This window comes from Pseudenemella bisphenolivorans (assembly GCF_051133435.1).
In the GTDB taxonomy this organism is placed as follows: domain Bacteria; phylum Actinomycetota; class Actinomycetes; order Propionibacteriales; family Propionibacteriaceae; genus JAAYAO01.
This window is the reverse complement of sequence record NZ_JBPGNY010000004.1, coordinates 373,421-390,042: the sequence shown is the minus strand read 5'-3', so window position 1 is coordinate 390,042 and position 16,622 is coordinate 373,421. Positions and strand designations below refer to the sequence as shown.

Below are 16,622 nucleotides of genomic sequence, written 5' to 3'. Positions count from 1 at the left end.
CCGACCGCCGAGCCGCGGTGATCGGGCGATACGCGCTTTTCGGTGCAACATGCGAGAATGTGCATTCCGCACCCAATCGACCCGATGGATCCGCATGAGTTCACCGCTTCCCGGTCATACCGACCCGGCGATCATCCGCAACTTCTGCATCATTGCCCACATCGACCACGGCAAATCGACCCTGGCCGACCGGATGTTGCAACTGACCGAACTCGTCGACGACCGGACGATGCGTGCCCAGTACCTCGACCGGATGGACATCGAGCGCGAACGCGGTATCACCATCAAATCCCAGGCCGTCCGGATGCCGTGGACGGTCGACGGCAGCACCCACGTGCTGAACATGATCGACACCCCCGGTCACGTCGACTTCACCTATGAGGTGTCCCGGTCGCTGGCCGCCTGCGAGGGCGCGATCCTGCTGGTGGACGCCGCTCAGGGCATCGAGGCGCAGACCCTGGCGAACCTGTATCTGGCGATCGACGCCGACCTGAGCATCATTCCGGTGCTGAACAAGATCGACCTGCCCAGCGCCCAGCCGGAGAAGTTCGCCGAGGAACTCGCCGGCATCATCGGCTGCGACCCCGACGACGTGCTGCGGGTGTCGGCCAAGACCGGTGTCGGCGTGCCCGAACTGCTGGACGCGATCGTGGAGCAGATCCCCGCCCCGGTCGGCGATCCGCAGGCCCCGGCGCGGGCGATGATCTTCGACTCGGTCTACGACACCTACCGGGGTGTGGTCACCTACGTGCGGGTGGTGGACGGTGAGCTGTCGCACCGCGAGAAGGTGCTGATGATGTCCACCGGCGCCACCCACGAAACCCTCGAGGTCGGGGTGATCGCCCCCGAACCGACGAAGAGTTCGGCTCTCGGGGTCGGTGAGGTGGGATACCTGATCACCGGGGTGAAGGAGGTGCGCCAGTCGCGGGTCGGTGACACCGTGACCAGCGCCGCCCACCCGGCCGAGAAGGATCTGGGCGGCTACCAGCCGCCGAACCCGATGGTCTACGCCGGGCTGTACCCGATCGACGGGGACGACTTTTCGCTCTTGCGCGAGGCACTCGACAAACTGCAGCTCAACGACGCCGCGCTGACCTATGAACCGGAGACCTCCGGTGCGTTGGGCTTCGGATTTCGGATCGGCTTCCTCGGTCTGTTGCACATGGAGATCGTCCGGGAGCGGTTGGAGCGGGAGTTCAATCTCGACCTGATCTCGACCGCCCCGAACGTGGTGTACCGGGTGGTGCTCGAGGACGGTACGGAGCACACCGTGACCAATCCCTCGGAGTACCCGACCAGCGGCAAGATCGCCGAGGTCTACGAGCCGATGGTGAAGGCCACGATCCTGGCCCCGGCGGAGTACATCGGCACCATCCTCGAGCTGTGTCAGACCCGGCGCGGGGTGCAGTTGGGCCTCGACTACCTGTCGGAGGACCGGGTCGAGATCCGCTACAGCCTGCCGCTGGCCGAGATCGTGTTCGACTTCTTCGACCAGTTGAAGTCGCGGACGAAGGGCTATGCCTCCCTCGACTACGACGAGGCCGGTGAGGAGGCCTCCGATCTGGTGAAGGTCGACATCCTGCTGCACGGCGATGCGGTGGATGCCTTCTCCGCGATCGTGCACCGCGACAACGCGTACTCCTACGGGCTGATGATGGCCGGCAAGTTGAAGGACCTGATTCCGCGCCAGCAGTTCGAGGTGCCGATCCAGGCCGCCATCGGGTCGCGGGTGATCGCCCGCGAAACCATTCGGGCGCTGCGCAAGGATGTGTTGAGCAAGTGCTACGGCGGTGACATTTCGCGTAAGCGCAAGCTGCTGGAGAAGCAGAAGGAAGGCAAGAAGCGGATGAAGATGGTCGGCCGGGTCGAGGTGCCCCAGGAGGCCTTCGTCGCCGCCCTGTCGACAACCGAGGTCAAGAAGCGCGACTGAACGGGCGGAGCGTCCGCGTCCGACTCGGTACCTCCGAGCGACTCAATACTTCCGAAACAACTCAGGGCCGCACGGTATTCGCGCGGCCCTGAGTTGTTCGTTCGCGCGACCTCAGCCCTTCATCGCCTCGTTGGCGGCCGACTGGGCGCTGGCCAGACCCTGCTCGACCGGGGTGCGACCCAGGAAGATCTCGTCGAAGACCGGCTTGAAAGCCTCCACCGCGGCGCCGTAGTTCTCACCGGACGGGGCGCCGATCGACTCCTCGTTGCCCTGCTTGACGAACTGGCTCGGATCGACCTTCTGCTCTTCCCAGTACTTGTTGTAAGCGTCCTGGGCGCTGATCACAGCGGGCAATGCCGCCCCGGATTCACCCAGGTACTTCGCGCCGTCGCTACCCAACCAGCGCAGCACCCGCTTGGTTTCCTCGGGGGAGTCGCTGCCGGCGTTACCGGCCACCACCACGGTGTTGACCACCGACACCCGGCCCTTGGGTCCGGCCGGGATCGGGGCGATACCCCACGTGAAGTCGGCGCCGTCGGCGACGTTCTTCAGGTTGTAGATGCCCGACTGGAAGAGCACGATCTTGCCCTGCAGGAACTGGTCGCGGGTGAAGTCACCGTTGTTGTTGGTGTTGGACGCGGCCGGGGCGACCTTGTGCTTGTTGATCAGGTCGACCAGGTACTGGAAGGCACCGGCGGCCTCGGGGGAGTCGAAGACGAAGTTGCCGTCGTCGTCCTGGAACTTGCCGCCGTTGGAGCCGACGAAGTTGTAGTAGATGCCCTGCAGGTCCTGGGCGGCGGAGTATCCCCACACCCCGGGCTTCGAACCGTCGAAGCCGGACTCGTCCCCGCGCTTGCCGGAAGCATCCTTGGTGAGCTTCTGGGCCACCGGCAGGAAGGTGTCACCCTGGCCGTCGGGGTTCCAGGTGAGATCGGCCAGATCCTCGGGGGTGAGCCCGGCCTCGGTGAGCAGGTCTTCGTTGTAGTAGACCGCGATCCCACCGTCGGTGAGCGCCGGCACCCCCCACAACTTGTCGTCGTGGGTGTACTGCTCGACTGCGGCCGGTACCCAGTCTTCCTTCAGGTCGTCGAAATCGGAGCCGATCTCGACCAGGTTGTTGTTCTTGATATACGGCTGGATGTACGAGCTGTTGATCATGAACAGGTCGTCGGCATTGTTGCCCGACATGTCGGTGCGCAGCTTGGTGAAGTAGTCCGCCCACGGCACCAACACGGTGCGCACGTCGATGTCGTCGTTCTGCTTCTCGAATTCCTCGAAGCTCTTGTCGTAGGCCTTCTTGATCTGCTCGTCCCACAGTCGAACCGTGACCACGGTCTTCTCACCGTCGGAGCCGCCGCCTCCGTTGTTGCCCGAGGGTGAGCACGCGCTCAGGGCCAGCCCGGTGGCGATCGCCACCGCAGCCAGTGCCTTGGGTCGAATCATGGGTATTCTCCTTGTTGGATGGGCTTCTACTTGAAGCCGGTGAGGGAAATCGAGTTGATGATGTGGCGCTGGAAAATCGCGTAGAGCACCAGCAACGGAGCCATCGCCACGGTGGTCGCGGCCATCACCAGCGTCCAGTTCGCGTTGTGCTGGGTCTGCAGGGAGGCGGTCGCGACGGTGATCACCTGCCAGGTATCACCGGTGGTGATGATCAGCGGCCACATGAAGTTGTTCCAGTGGGTGACGATCGTGATGATCACCAGCGTCGAAATGATCGGACGCGACATCGGCACCACGATCTGCCACAGGATGCGCCAGGTACCGGCGCCGTCGATCCGGGCGGCGGCGATCAGGTCGTCGGGGATGCCCTTGAAGTACTGGCGCAGCAGGAATACCGCATAGGGCGAGGCGAACATCCACGGCAGCACCAGGGCCCAGAAGGTGTTGCGCAGATCCATCTGGGTGAACATCGTGAACAGCGGGACGACCAGCACCACCTGGGGCACCATCAAGGTGGCCAGATACAGCCAGAACAGGGTGTCGCGCAGCGGGAACTGCAGCTTCGCGAAGGCGAAGGCCGCCATGATCGAGAACACCATCTGCCCGATCAGCACCACCAACACGACCTGGGCGGTGACCGCCACCGGGGTGATGAAGTTGTGGTCGGTGACCAGCCGGGTGAAGTTCTCGAAGGTCACCGGGTTGGGGGCGGCCAGAGCCGGTTCGTTCGCCATCTGCCGTGGGGTCTTGAAGGCGGTCATGAAGCTGAGTGCGAACGGGGCCAGGGTCAGCGCGGCCGCACCGAGCAGCAGCAGGTAGGTGGCCACGATGCCGGCGGTGCGGCGCAACCGGTGGCTTCCGGCATGACGCAGCGTGGCCGAGCCGGTCAGGGTCGGGGCGCTGATCGAGGTATCGAGCGAGGTGTCAAGAAAGGTCATAGGTCACCCGCTTGTTGAAGAACCGCTGCTGCAGCAGGGTGATCACGATCAGGATCGCGAACAACACCAGAGCCATCACCGAGGCCCGTCCGATCTGGTAGCTGCCGCCGAAGGCCTCCAGGTAGATGCGGGTGGCGATCACGTCGGTGGCGAACTGGGGGCCACCGTTGGGGGTGAGGGCGTAGATGTGGTCGAAGGCCTGGAAGCTGGCGATCACCCCGGTGACCAGGACGAAGAACATCGTCGGGCCCAGCAGCGGAACCTTGATCCGCCAGAAGATCTGCCAGGCGTTCGCACCGTCGATCTCGGCGGCCTCGACCACCTCCTGGGGAATGCCGCTGAGGCCGGCGATGAAGAACAAGGTGGTGTAGCCCACCTGTGACCAGATGCTGACGAAGGCCACCGCGGGCAGGGCCAGATTCGGGTTGGTGAGCCACTCGACGTTGGTACCCAGCAGGGTGTTCAGGGCGCCGTTGTGGGGGGCCAGGATCCACTTCCAGACCACACCCAGCGCCAGCGGTGCGGCCACCCATGGGATCACGAAGATCACCCGGAACAGGGTGGAGCCGGGCAGGCCTCGGGTCAGCAGGGTGGCCAGTAGCAGCCCCAGCGCGGTCTGCAGCGGGATCACCATCGCGACGAAGAGCAGAGTCACCAGCAGGGAATGACCCATCCGTCCGTCGGTCAGCACGCGGGTCCAGTTGTCCAGGCCCACGAACCGCATCGGACCCAACATGTCCCAGTGATGGAAGGACAGGAAGATCACGACCAGGGTCGGCACCACCAGGAATACCAACAGCCCGAGCAGGCTCGGGGCCAGATAAGCCCAGCCCACGGCGGCTGTTCGCAGTTTCCTGCCAGATGACATGTCGGCAGCATAGTTGAAATTTCTACACTCACCGCAAGGGTTCGGGTCACAATTCCGCCACGGCAGGGATGTGGCCGGTACGGCCCGCCGGGGACGGGGCCGGTCACCCGAACCGCGTCCCGTTCCACGGGATCAGAAGCCGGGGAAGGGCATCTCCGGGGCGCGGGCGATCATCATCGCCTCCGGCGGGGCGGCCCGGCTGTCGGAGCTGACCTCCAACTCGGTACGAATCACATCGCCATCGACCTCGGGCGTGGCGGCCTGCACGTCCGGGCTGTTCGGCTTGATCGTCGCTGCCAGCTCTTCGGCCTGTCCGGGGGCGTGGATGCACGACCAGGCCTCGGCCGTGCCGTCGGAATCGACCTTGACCGCCAGAGCGGTTGTGAAGTCGCGGTTCGGCGTCGACACCAAGACCATCATGTGCGGGTTGTCGAGGCACTTCAGCAGTGCCTGCACCCGCGAGTCGTCCAGCGCCGAACGCTCGGCGTCGGGCTCGACGGTGATCGATCCGTCCTTCGGCAGCACCTGGATGTCGGTGTCGGTGATTCGCATACCGAACTTCTGCCAGCCGGGATGCTCGTCGGTGTGCCACAGGTCGCCGTCGGCCGACCAGCCGGCTTCGGTGAGGGCGTCCTCGGCCGTCTTCGCATCGGGGGTGTCGTGCACGATCGCGGCCCGTCCGAAGTAGTCGAGCGACCACGCCATCGTGGGGCCGTTCAGTACCGGCGGCAGGTTGGGCCGGTTCAACGACATCGGCACCGCTTGGCGGGTGGCGGCCAGACCCCAGGCCACGCTCGGGTCGGTGTTGCCCGGTTCGCTCTTCTCGGTGCCGTCGCCCTCGTAGCCGACGGTCTCCCGGATTCCGGCCACGTCGTGGAAGGTGATCGCGAAGCGCTCCTCGTCCTGAACCCCGCCCAGTGATCCCAGGGCGGTCTCGAAGGGTGAATCGTTCTGGTTCGAACAGGCGGCCAGACCGAGACCGAGGGACAGGACGGAGATGACGGTGAACAGGCGCTTCATGGGGCGCAGGGTAACCGACCTGAGTTTCGGCAATCGGTACCGACGGTTACCTCGACCGGCCGTGCGGGTGGGGCATCTACGATCGGGGCATGCCATCTCTGCCGCCACCAGGTGAACCCGTGCCCGATGACGGGGCACTGCCCGAGATGGCACTGGCCGAGGCGCCCGACCGGGACTTCGGGATCTACCTGCACGTACCGTTCTGCGCCTCCCGGTGCGGGTACTGCGACTTCAACACCTACACCTCCGACGAACTCGGGCCCGGGGCCGACCGGGGTTCCTATCCCGCAACGGTGTTGGCCGAGATCGCCCTGGCCCGGCGCGTGGTGGCAGACCGGGTGCCTGCGGTGTCGACGGTTTTCGTCGGTGGCGGCACCCCCACCCTGCTGCCGTCCGCGGCGCTGGTCGAGATGCTCGCTGCGATCGACGACACCTTCGGGCTCGCCCCCGACGCCGAGGTGACCACCGAGGCCAATCCCGAATCGGTCACCGAGGAATCCATGGCCGAACTGGTGGCAGGCGGTTTCACCCGGATCTCCTTCGGCATGCAGTCGGCCCGGTCACACGTGCTGCGGGTGCTCGATCGCGAACACACCCCCGGCCGGGCGGTGGCCGCAGTGGCCGAGGCCCGGGCCGCCGGATTCGGTCAGGTCAGCCTCGATCTGATCCATGGCACTCCCGGGGAAACCCTCGACGACTGGCGGGCCAGCCTGGAGGTGGCGATCGAGGCCCGGCCCGATCACATCTCGGCCTATTCGCTGATCGTGGAGGAGGGCACCCGGCTCGGAGCTCTGGTGCGCCGGGGTGAGCTGCCCGCCCCCGATGAGGACGAACAGGCCGACAAGTACCTGCTGGCCGAAGAACTGCTCACCGCCGGGGGCTACCACGCCTACGAGATCAGCAACTGGGCGTCCGGCCCCGACACCCGGTGCCGGCACAATCTGGCCTACTGGCGGGGTGAGCACTGGTGGGGTTTCGGCCCCGGCGCGCACAGCCACATCGGGGGAGTGCGCTGGTGGAATGTGCGTCACCCGGCCCGCTATGCCGAACGTCTGGCCGAGGGGCTGTCCCCGGCCGAAGGACGGGAGTTGCTGGACACCGAAACCCGCCGGATCGAACGGGTGCTGTTGGAACTGCGCCTCGACACCGGTTTGCCCCTGGCAGTGCTCACCGCGACCGAACGGGCCCGGGTGCCCGAACTGGTGCGCGAAGGCCTGGCCACCGTCGCCGAGGAGCGGCTGCGGCTGACCCTGCGCGGCAGGCTGCTGGCCGATGCGATCATCCGCGATCTGCTCGATTGACCGACTCACCCGACGACCTTCGGTGCGGCCTGCCGAGCGACGGCCGCCGGACCCGCCATGACCCCGGCGTGCCGTCGGGGCGGACGGGACAGTGTCGCCTACAGTCTGGGCCCATGCGTTACGACCGTGACCCGCTCGCCCCGGGCTGGCAACAAGCCGGCCGCCCGAAATCGGCTCCGGTCACCATCGAGAAGGGTCTGGTCGTTGAGGACCCGACCACCGGATTCGTCGGCGCGGTCACCAGTTGGGAACATGGCGCCTTCGTGCTGGAGGACCGCCGCGGCAAGATCCGATCCTTTCCCTTCGGGCCGGGCTTCTGGATCGACGGCAAGCCGGTGGCCATCACCCCGGCGAACAAGGCCGCCCCCAGGAAACCCACCCACACCCGCTCGGGATCGCGGGTCGGGCCGAGCACCCCGGCCCGGGTGGCGCTACCCAGCCGCATCTACGTCGAGGGCCGCCACGACGCCGAACTGATCGAGAAGGTGTGGGGCGACGACCTGCGCCATGTCGGCGTGGTGGTGGAGTTTCTCGGCGGCATCGACGACCTCGACCAGATCATCAACGACTTCCGCCCCGGCCCCGGCCGCCGGCTGGGAGTGCTGGTCGATCACCTGGTGCCCGGCAGCAAGGAGTCCCGGATCATCGCCGAAGCCGGGCGCGGCTACACCGAGTACCTGATGGTGACCGGGCACGAATACATCGATATCTGGCAGGCGGTGGACCCCAGCCGGATCGGGATCAAGGCCTGGCCACAGATCCCCAAGGGGCAGGACTGGAAGACCGGCACCTGCCGGGCATTGGGCTGGCCGCACGGCTCCCAGGCGGATATCGCCCGGGCCTGGCAGCACATCCTGTCGCGGGTCGACTCCTGGACCGACCTCGACCGGCGGCTGTGCACCGAGGTGGAGAAGCTGATCGACTTCGTCACCGCCGACCACCCGATGCCCTGAGGCCGATCGAATACCTCAAGATCGTGTGACATCCTGCTCGCCTGCCGGACAAGAAATCACACGATCTTAAGGGGCTCACAGCGAGCTTTTGCGTACCCGAGGTCGAGGTCTTCGGTCCCTGCTGCTGCAACCAGCCTGATTTCGGGCCACCACGCTGCATACGTCGATGCCGGCCCACGATCAGGCCGGTTGCAGCAGGGATGGTGACCAACCCCCGGGGATCAGGGGCGGGATGGGGCCGAAGGCCACTGGGCGCAGCGACCCGGGAACTCCCAGCGACCCGGGCACTCTCAGTGCCCGGCGAGCTTGGCCTTCGCCCGTTCTTCGAAGGCCACCCGGCCGTAATCGGTGCCCAACCGGAAGCGGATCCGGCTGATCGCCCCGGTGAAGGCATTGCCCGGGCCCTCGACGTAATCGCGACTCACCGCGGTGCCGCGATCGGCACCGAAATCCATCGTTTCGTCGATCGAGAAGGTGAACTTCAAGGTCTTCGGTAGTCGACCGGAGGCGACCTCGGCCCCGTCGACCAGCAGGGTCACATCGGCCCCCAACCCCAGATCACCACCGTCGTAGTCGAAGCGCAGCTCCGCCTCGTGGCGGCCGGCACCGATCGGTTGCTCGGCGGCGACCGTGTAATGCTCCAGGTCGACGTAGTTGTAGGCATACCGCAGGCAGCCATCGACCAGGTACAACGACCAACCCCCGAAGCGGCCACCCTGGGCGACCAGCACCCCGTTCGCGCTCTCGCCGGCCTCGAAGTCCACCGTCATGGTGAAGCTGCGGTTCTTCACATTCGGCGCGACATCCTCGGTCAGCGCACCGATATTGGGGGTGAAGGACACATCGGTGCGATCACCCAGCAGGGTGTGCCGGTTCGCCAGCGAGGGCACGAAACGCTCATTGAGCCGGTCGTCCAGCGGAAAGACGTGGTACTTCTCGGCCTCGGTGCGGAACAGCTCCTGCAACTCCGCGAGTTTGTCGGGGTACTCCTGCGACAGGTCGCGCAACTGTGCCCAGTCCTCCTCGACGTTGTACAACTCCCACTGATCCTGGTCGAAGGGCGGCAACTCCACCCCACGGATCCACGGGATCTTGTGCACCGTGACCGCTGTCCAGCCCCGGTGGTAGACACCCCGGTTGCCGAAGATCTCGAAGTACTGGGTGGTGTGCTGGTCGGGGGCATCGGCCTCGTTGAAGGAGTAGTTCATCGCGGTGCCCTCGATCGGATCCTGCGGGTGGCCGTCGACCACCTCGGGGGCGGGCAGTCCCGCGGCCTGCAGAATCGTGGGCACCACGTCGATCACGTGATGCCATTGGTGGCGCAACTCCCCGCCGGCGCTGATGCCGGCCGGCCAATGCACGATCAACCCGTTGCGCGTACCGCCGTAATGGGACGCGACCTGTTTGGCGAAGCGGTACGGGGTGTTCAACGCCAGGGCCCAACCGGTGGGGTAGTGGCAGTAGGAATCCGGGCCGCCGATCTCGTCCAGCCGTTGATGAATGCGCTCAGCATTGTCGGTGAGGTGGTTCATGTGGATCACCTGGTTCAAGGTGCCCTCCAGGCCACCCTCGGCCGAGGCCCCGTTGTCGCCGAGCACGTAGAAGATCAGGGTGTTGTCTAGCTGTCCGAGTCGTTCCAGGGTGTCGATCAGGCGCCCGGTCTGCACATCGGAGTGCTCGGCCATCGCCGCATAGGTCTCCATCAACCGCTCGGCGACCACCCGCTGGGTCTCGTCCAGGTCATCCCAGTGCGGAACCCCGTCGTACCAGTCGCTCAGCGTGGTGTGCTCCGGCACCAGACCGAGTTCCTTCTGCCGGGCCAGGATCCGTTCCCGCTGCACATCCCAGCCCTCGGCGAACCGGCCCTGGTACTTCTCCCGCCACCCCGGCGGCACCTGCAGGGGGTCGTGCACCGCACCGTAGGAGACATAGGCGAACCACGGACGACCCGGCTCCAAGGTGTGCAGCGACTCGATCCAGTCGTTCGCACGTTCCACGATGTCCTCGGAGAAGTGGTAGCCCTCCTCGGGAGTCTTCGGCGGTTCGATCCGGGTGGTGCCGTCGATCAGATTCGGACGGAACTGGTTCGTCTCCGCGCCCAGGAAGCCGTAGAACCGGTCGAAGCCCTCACCGGTCGGCCACCGGTGGAAGGGGCCCTGGGCCGAGGTCTCCCAGGCCGGGGTCTGATGCATCTTGCCGAAGGCACCGGTGGCATACCCATTGGCCTGCAGGGTGCGCGCGATCGTGGCCATCGAATCGGGACGAATCGAGTGGTACCCCCGGTCGGAGGTCGCCAACTCCGGAATCGCCCCCATGCCGACACTGTGGTGGTTGCGTCCGGTCATCAAAGCCGCCCGGGTGGGGGCACACAGGGCGGCGGTGTGGAAACGCGTGTACCGCAACCCACCGGCGGCCAGCCGGTCGGCGGCCGGCATCTCACACGGCCCACCGAAGGCCGAGGACGCCGAGTAGCCCATGTCGTCGAACAACACGATGAGCACATTCGGCGCACCTTCGGGCGTGGCGGCCGCGCTCGGTGAGGTGAAGCGGCCATCGGCGGTACCGGGGCTGGGAGGCAGCGTCGTGCGGTCCATGGATCCTCCTGGGTCGAGACCAGCGCATCAACCGGCGCATTCCCCAGTGATACGGGCCACTCCTGCGCAGGTGGCGGGAGCTTCCGGTGAGTGGGCTGCGACCCCCACCGGAGGCACCCGTCGGTCCGCTGACCGCAAACCCCAACCCCGCTTCGAATTCCGAGGCCTAGACTGGGCACATGGATTCGGCTGACGTGCTCGGCATGCTGCAGGAAGTTGCGGCGCAAATCATCACCCCCCACTTCCGTTCCCTCGCCGACGACGAGGTGTTCGAGAAGGCCCCCGGCGACCTGGTCACGGTCGCCGACCGGCAGGCCGAACAGGAGCTGACGCGCAAACTGCGCGAGGCCTTCCCACGGGCGGTGATCGTCGGTGAGGAGGCAAGCGCTGCCGACCCCTCGTTGTTGGAAGGGCTCACCGAACCCGAACAACTCTTCCTGATCGACCCGATCGACGGCACCCGCAACTACGTCCAGGGTCATGACGATCATGCGGTGATGGTCGCCGAGGTACACCGGGGCGAAACGGTGCGCTCCTGGATCTGGCAGCCGATGCACAAGCTGGGCTACGTCGCCGAACGCGGCGCGGGCCTGTGGTGCAACGGGGAACGGGTCACCCGTCCCGAATCCGGTACCGATCCGGCCGACTGGGCCGGGGTGGCCCCGCACAGCGACACCCTCAACGAGGTGAACCACGGCCTGGCGCCGGTGCGCCGCGCGGCCTGGTGCTGCGGGGTCGACTACCCGCGGCTGGCCACCGGTGAGACCGACTACCTGATTTACCGCGGCTCCAAGCCCTGGGATCACCTGCCCGGCGTGCTGATGGTCACCGAAACCGGTGGGGTCGCCCGACGCATCGACGGCGCCCCGTACTCGATCGATACCCGGGGTGGGGGACTGCTCGCGGCCGCCAATGCCGACATCTGGCAGCGGGTGCACGACGGATTGTTCGCCGACTCCGGCATCGGTCCGAAGGATCTCTGAGCTAAATTCTGTCGACATGACGAATGTGCCGCTCACCTCCGGCTGGCAGGTCAACGAGGCGTACGGCCTCGAGGACGAAGCCTTCGGCCCGTTGTTGGTGGCATCGGATGTCACCGTGAGCGAGGTGAACCGCCGCGCCGCCCTCGACGATGCGATCGACGCGGTGAACACCGGGGAGACCACCGACCCGGCGATCCTGTGGGCCGCGGTGCAGGTCGTGGCGCTGATGCGCACCGGACTGGAACCGCTGGACGAGAACGCAGCCGCCGCGGTCGAGAACTGGCTGGTCGAGGGCGAGATCGGCCCACCGCTGACGATGAGCGCACGCACCTTCGGCGAGATCAGCGACCCGGAGGAACGCGCCGGGGTGCTCGCGGCCGTGATCGCTTTCGGGGCCGACGACCCCGCCATCGAGGCCTGGGTGCAGGAGCACGTCTTCGGTGCGGCGCAGTTGGATGTCGCCGCGGCCTGCCTGTGGCTGGAACACGCACAGGACGAGGGCATCGCCGAACGGCTCGATCAACTCGCCCCGATCCTGGGTGGCCTGCTGGACGACTGGGCCCGCTGGTCGGTGGCCCACCGGTTGTACGACGTGGACTTCCCGATCGACCGGGTGCTGGATCAACTGCGCCTGGCCGAGCATCCCGACTACCCGGCCGCGGTCGCGCTGTGCATCACCCACCCTTACGGTCAGCAGGCCGCCGCCCTCTCGTTGACCGAGGATTCCTCCCCGCAGGCGCCGGCCACCCTGCGTGAACTCGTCTTCGCCGGGGTACCGGCCGCCCCGATCGGGCTGGTCGCCAATATCGCCGACCGCTATGACATCAGCCTCGCCCGGGCGATCGTTCCGGCCGCCGAGGGGGCCGACCGGGCCTTCGTGTACGTGCTGGCCGAGGCGGTGCTGGAACAGGAGATGCTCAACGACGCGGCCGTGGACGAGGAAGCCGGTGAGGAGACCCTGATCGACGTGGCCGAGGACGAGTCGGTCGATCCGATGATCCGGGGTGTGATCGCCGGTCTGCTGGTGTCGAACCTGATGGACCTCACCCAGGCCCACGAACTGTCCGACTCGGTGGCCGGCGTGTCGGCCCAGGTCGAGAACATCCTGGACAAACTCGGTGTCGACCGCTCCCAGATTCCGGGTCTACCCGGCCTGCCCGGTATCCCCGATGTCGCTGCCCAGCAGGCCCGGTTGAACAAACTGGCCACCGAGGTGACCGCCTTCATGCCCGGGGCGGTGCCGGATTGGTTCACCGGACGCTGGGACGATCTCTACCCACCGGAAGCCCTGGCCGTGGAGGTCGGGGAGGCCCAATCCGTCCTGGCCGCTGCGGAGGACGACCGGGTGGGCGAGCCGAGCACCGAGATGTTGACCCCCGAGGTGCTGAACGCCGAGAACCCCGAGGGCACCGATCAGACCGGGCCCAGCGGAAGCTGACGGCGCCGGCGCAGGGTCGGCAACTCCCGCTCGACATAGGCCCGCACCCGCTCGTAATCCCAGGGCCAGTGCCCGGCCTCGGCCGCCTCGTCCACGCCGACACCCTCGCGGCCCAACCGGTGGGTCTCACCGTGCACCACCGCATGCAGGCCGCGCTGCCAGGAGACCTCCTCCTTGTCGAGCAGCGGGCCGTGACCCGGTACCGCGCGCCAACCCGGCTTGGTCATTGCGCTGACCACCGCATCGACCGCCAGCGACCAGGGTTCGGCCTGCGAATCCGGCCCGTATTCGGGTGCCGGACGATTCTGTGAGTCCGGCGTGCCCTCCACGACATCGCCGGCGAAGACCAACTGCTCGGCGCCGACCACCACGATCACATCGTGCGGTGAATGCCCGGGCCCGACATGCAATGCCTCGATCCACTGATTGCCCAGGTCGATCCCGGCGACCAGCGACAGCGGCCGGGAGGGGACGCGCAACTCCTCGGCCGCGACTCCGAGGTCGGCGGCGTCGGCGAGCAGAGCGGCATCCTCGCGGGCCTCGGCCAGACCTTCGTGACCCCAACTGTCCAGGTCGTCGAAGGCCGCCAGCCCGAACCAGTGATCGCGGTGGGCGTGGGTGACGATCACCCCACGCAGCGGCCGGTCGGTGACCTCGGCGACAGCTTGGCGGATCTGGCGGCCTTGGGCCGGGGTGGAGCCGCAATCGATCAACACACAGCCCTCATCGCCGGCCACCAATCCGATGTTGACGCTGTCCGGCTCGGCCACCGCCAGCCAGGTACGGTCGCTCAGTTGTTGCCAGGGGCTCAGGCTGAACTGGGTCATGATCACCAAGGGTAGCGGCTACACTGGCACTCGGGTGTTGTGAGTGCCAACGGGGCGAGAAGGGGAGGGACCGTCCATGGATGACCGCAAGATGCAGGTGCTCCGGGCGATCGTCACCGACTACGTCTCCAGCCAGGAGCCCGTCGGGTCGAAGGCGCTGGTGGAGCGCCACCGCCTCGGGGTCTCGCCGGCGACCGTGCGCAATGACATGGCCGTGCTGGAGGAAGAGGGCTACATCACCCAGCCGCACACCAGTGCCGGACGCATCCCCACCGACAAGGGCTACCGACTCTTCGTCGACCGGATCGCCCAGGTCAAACCCCTCTCGGTGGCCGAACGCCGCGCGATCGGCACCTTCTTGTCCGGCGCGGCCGATCTCGACGACGTCGTGGCGCGCACCGTCCGGCTGCTGGCGCAGGTCACCCACCAGGTCGCGATCGTGCAGTATCCGATCGTGTCCTCGGAATCGCTGCGCCACGTCGAACTGGTGGAGTTGCATCCCGAGCGGTTGATGGTGATCGCGGTGAGTTCCTCCGGACGGGTCGATCAGCGCAGCATCGAGGTGCCCCGGGCCACCGAGGACGACGTGGCCGAGGTCAAGAACCGGATCAACGCCGCGGCGGTCGACCGTCCCGTCCAGGAGGTCGCCGGCCTGCTCGCACCCCTGGTCGACGAGCTGCCCGCGCACCTGACCGCGCTGGGTAGTGCGGTGATCACCGCCCTGCTGCAACTGGTCAGCGCGGAACAGGAAACCCGCGTCGTGGTCGGCGGGGTCACCAACCTGGCCCGCTTCGGCGCCGACTTCGAATCGACCATCGCCCCGGTGCTGGAGGCCCTCGAGGAACAGGTGGTGTTGTTGCGGTTGCTCGGTGAGGCCGCCACGGGTGGTGAGTTGACGGTTCGGATCGGTCAGGAGAATCCTTACGAACAACTGCAGGCCACCTCGTTGATCGCCACCTCCTACGGCTCGCCCGACGACGTGTGGGCCTCGCTGGGAATCGTCGGACCGACCCGGATGGACTACCCGTCCACGATGGCCTCGGTGCGTGCGGTTGCCCGCTACGTCAGTCGTTTTCTAGCCCAAGGATGAGAACCACAACCAGATGAGCAACTACTACGACATTTTGGGTGTCTCCCGCGATGCGTCGGCCGACGAGATCAAGAAGGCCTACCGCAAGATGGCGATGAAGGTGCATCCCGACGTGGCCCCCGGCGAGGACGCAGCCGCCAAGTTCAAGGAGATCAACGAGGCCTACGAGGTACTCAAGGATCCGCACAAGCGCGACATCTACGACCGCGGTGGCGACCCGATGAACGCCGGCGGCATGGGTGGCGGCTTCGGCGGCGGGTTCGGCGGGGCGGCCGGTTTCGACCTGGGCGACCTGATGGGCGCGATGTTCGGTCAGGCCGCCGGGGGCGGGCGTGGCCCCCGCTCCCGGGTGCGCCGCGGCCAGGACGCCCTGGTGCGCACCACCCTGACCCTCGCCCAGGCGGCCTTCGGTGCCACCGTGCCGATCCGGGTCGATACCGCGGTGCTGTGCTCGCACTGCTCGGGCTCCGGTGCCGCCGACGGGGCGACCCCGGTGCGCTGTGCCACTTGTGCCGGCCGCGGTGAGGTGCAGCAGGTGCAACGGTCCTTCCTCGGTGACATCCGTACCCTGTCGACCTGCCCGGCCTGTCGCGGCTACGGCTCGACCATCGCCCACCCCTGCGGTGAATGTGCCGGCGAGGGCCGGGTGCGTTCGGCACGCACCCTGAACGTCAAGATCCCCGCCGGGGTTTCCACCGGCAACCGGATTCATCTGGCCTCCCAGGGCGAGGTCGGCCCCGGCGGCGGCCCGGCCGGAGACATCTACGTCGAACTGGCGGTGGCCGAGCACGACGTCTTCCGCCGCGACGGCGACAATCTCGAGATGGTGGTCAAGGTGCCGATGACCCAGGCGGCGCTGGGCACCGAGGTACGGGTGCCGACCCTGGAGGCCGATCTGGAGGACGCCGACCCCGAGGACACCTCGGTGCTGATCGAGGTGCCCTCCGGCACCCAGTCGGGCACCCGGATCGCGGTCGACGACCGCGGCGTTCCCCGGCTGCGGGGCCGCGGCCGCGGCCAGTTGGGTGTCACCCTGCTGGTGCAGACCCCGACCAAGCTGGACGACGAGCAGCGGGAACTGCTTCGTCAGCTCGCCGATCTGCGTGCTGAGGAGGGGGCCGAGAAGGAGCAGCACAGCCGCGGGTTCTGGGACCGGCTCAAGGGCGCCTTCCACGATCGCTGAGCGTTCGGGACGGGCCGGGGCACGGGATCCGGGGGCGCCGTCTCACTGGGCAAG

General features: G+C 67.0%; 13 protein-coding genes. 7 read left to right on the top strand and 6 right to left on the bottom strand.

Annotated features, from left to right (window positions below):
* The first annotated feature begins 94 nt into the window (after positions 1-94).
* Positions 95-1,930: a translation elongation factor 4 gene (lepA, locus tag ACR4XW_RS11960; RefSeq protein WP_434760783.1), complete on the top strand. Its 1,836-nt coding sequence runs from the start codon at positions 95-97 to the stop codon at positions 1,928-1,930.
* Between the two features lie 111 nt (positions 1,931-2,041).
* Here the strand turns inward: lepA and ACR4XW_RS11955 are convergent, their stop codons facing one another.
* From ACR4XW_RS11955 to ACR4XW_RS11940, 4 genes are all read right to left on the bottom strand, one after another.
* Positions 2,042-3,373 carry an ABC transporter substrate-binding protein gene (locus ACR4XW_RS11955; RefSeq protein ID WP_434760782.1) on the bottom strand — a complete coding sequence of 444 codons (1,332 nt, stop codon included), beginning with the start codon at positions 3,371-3,373 and terminating at the stop codon, positions 2,042-2,044.
* A gap of 26 nt (positions 3,374-3,399) precedes the next feature.
* Positions 3,400-4,311 (bottom strand): carbohydrate ABC transporter permease, encoded by a 912-nt coding sequence (locus ACR4XW_RS11950; RefSeq protein ID WP_434760781.1) that lies wholly within the window; start codon positions 4,309-4,311, stop codon positions 3,400-3,402.
* Entirely contained in the window at positions 4,298-5,179 is an 882-nt protein-coding gene (locus ACR4XW_RS11945; protein WP_434760780.1) for a carbohydrate ABC transporter permease, read from the bottom strand. Before ACR4XW_RS11945 ends, ACR4XW_RS11950 begins: the two co-directional genes overlap by 14 nt.
* A gap of 132 nt (positions 5,180-5,311) precedes the next feature.
* Positions 5,312-6,199, bottom strand: coding sequence for a hypothetical protein (locus tag ACR4XW_RS11940; protein ID WP_434760779.1), 888 nt, complete (start codon positions 6,197-6,199; stop codon positions 5,312-5,314).
* Between the two features lie 89 nt (positions 6,200-6,288).
* Here ACR4XW_RS11940 and hemW point away from each other — a divergent pair, with 89 nt between their 5' ends.
* Together hemW and ACR4XW_RS11930 are read left to right on the top strand one after the other, a co-directional pair.
* The gene (gene hemW, locus ACR4XW_RS11935) at positions 6,289-7,500 is read left to right on the top strand and encodes a radical SAM family heme chaperone HemW (protein ID WP_434760778.1); all 1,212 of its coding nucleotides are present in this window, start codon (positions 6,289-6,291) and stop codon (positions 7,498-7,500) included.
* Positions 7,501-7,613: 113 nt separating this feature from the next.
* Complete coding sequence (locus ACR4XW_RS11930; RefSeq protein ID WP_434760777.1) at positions 7,614-8,453, top strand: DUF3097 domain-containing protein; 840 nt, start codon at positions 7,614-7,616, stop codon at positions 8,451-8,453.
* Positions 8,454-8,743: 290 nt separating this feature from the next.
* Here the strand turns inward: ACR4XW_RS11930 and ACR4XW_RS11925 are convergent, their stop codons facing one another.
* Positions 8,744-11,047 (bottom strand): arylsulfatase, encoded by a 2,304-nt coding sequence (locus ACR4XW_RS11925; protein WP_434760776.1) that lies wholly within the window; start codon positions 11,045-11,047, stop codon positions 8,744-8,746.
* 179 nt (positions 11,048-11,226) lie between these two features.
* Between ACR4XW_RS11925 and ACR4XW_RS11920 the strand changes: the two genes are divergently transcribed.
* Positions 11,227-12,030 (top strand): inositol monophosphatase family protein, encoded by an 804-nt coding sequence (locus ACR4XW_RS11920; protein ID WP_434760775.1) that lies wholly within the window; start codon positions 11,227-11,229, stop codon positions 12,028-12,030.
* A gap of 16 nt (positions 12,031-12,046) precedes the next feature.
* Positions 12,047-13,468: a hypothetical protein gene (locus tag ACR4XW_RS11915; RefSeq protein WP_434760774.1), complete on the top strand. Its 1,422-nt coding sequence runs from the start codon at positions 12,047-12,049 to the stop codon at positions 13,466-13,468.
* On the opposite strand, the gene ACR4XW_RS11910 is transcribed toward ACR4XW_RS11915, so the two are convergent.
* A complete protein-coding gene (locus ACR4XW_RS11910; RefSeq protein ID WP_434760773.1) occupies positions 13,444-14,295 on the bottom strand; it encodes an MBL fold metallo-hydrolase in 852 nt (283 codons plus the stop codon). The two genes, ACR4XW_RS11915 and ACR4XW_RS11910, sit on opposite strands and share 25 nt — an antisense overlap.
* A 76-nt stretch (positions 14,296-14,371) precedes the next feature.
* On the opposite strand from ACR4XW_RS11910, the gene hrcA reads away from it, so the two are divergent.
* Positions 14,372-15,385: a heat-inducible transcriptional repressor HrcA gene (hrcA, locus tag ACR4XW_RS11905; protein WP_434760772.1), complete on the top strand. Its 1,014-nt coding sequence runs from the start codon at positions 14,372-14,374 to the stop codon at positions 15,383-15,385.
* Positions 15,386-15,398: 13 nt separating this feature from the next.
* Complete coding sequence (dnaJ, locus tag ACR4XW_RS11900) at positions 15,399-16,568, top strand: molecular chaperone DnaJ (protein WP_434760771.1); 1,170 nt, start codon at positions 15,399-15,401, stop codon at positions 16,566-16,568.
* Positions 16,569-16,622: the final 54 nt, after the last annotated feature.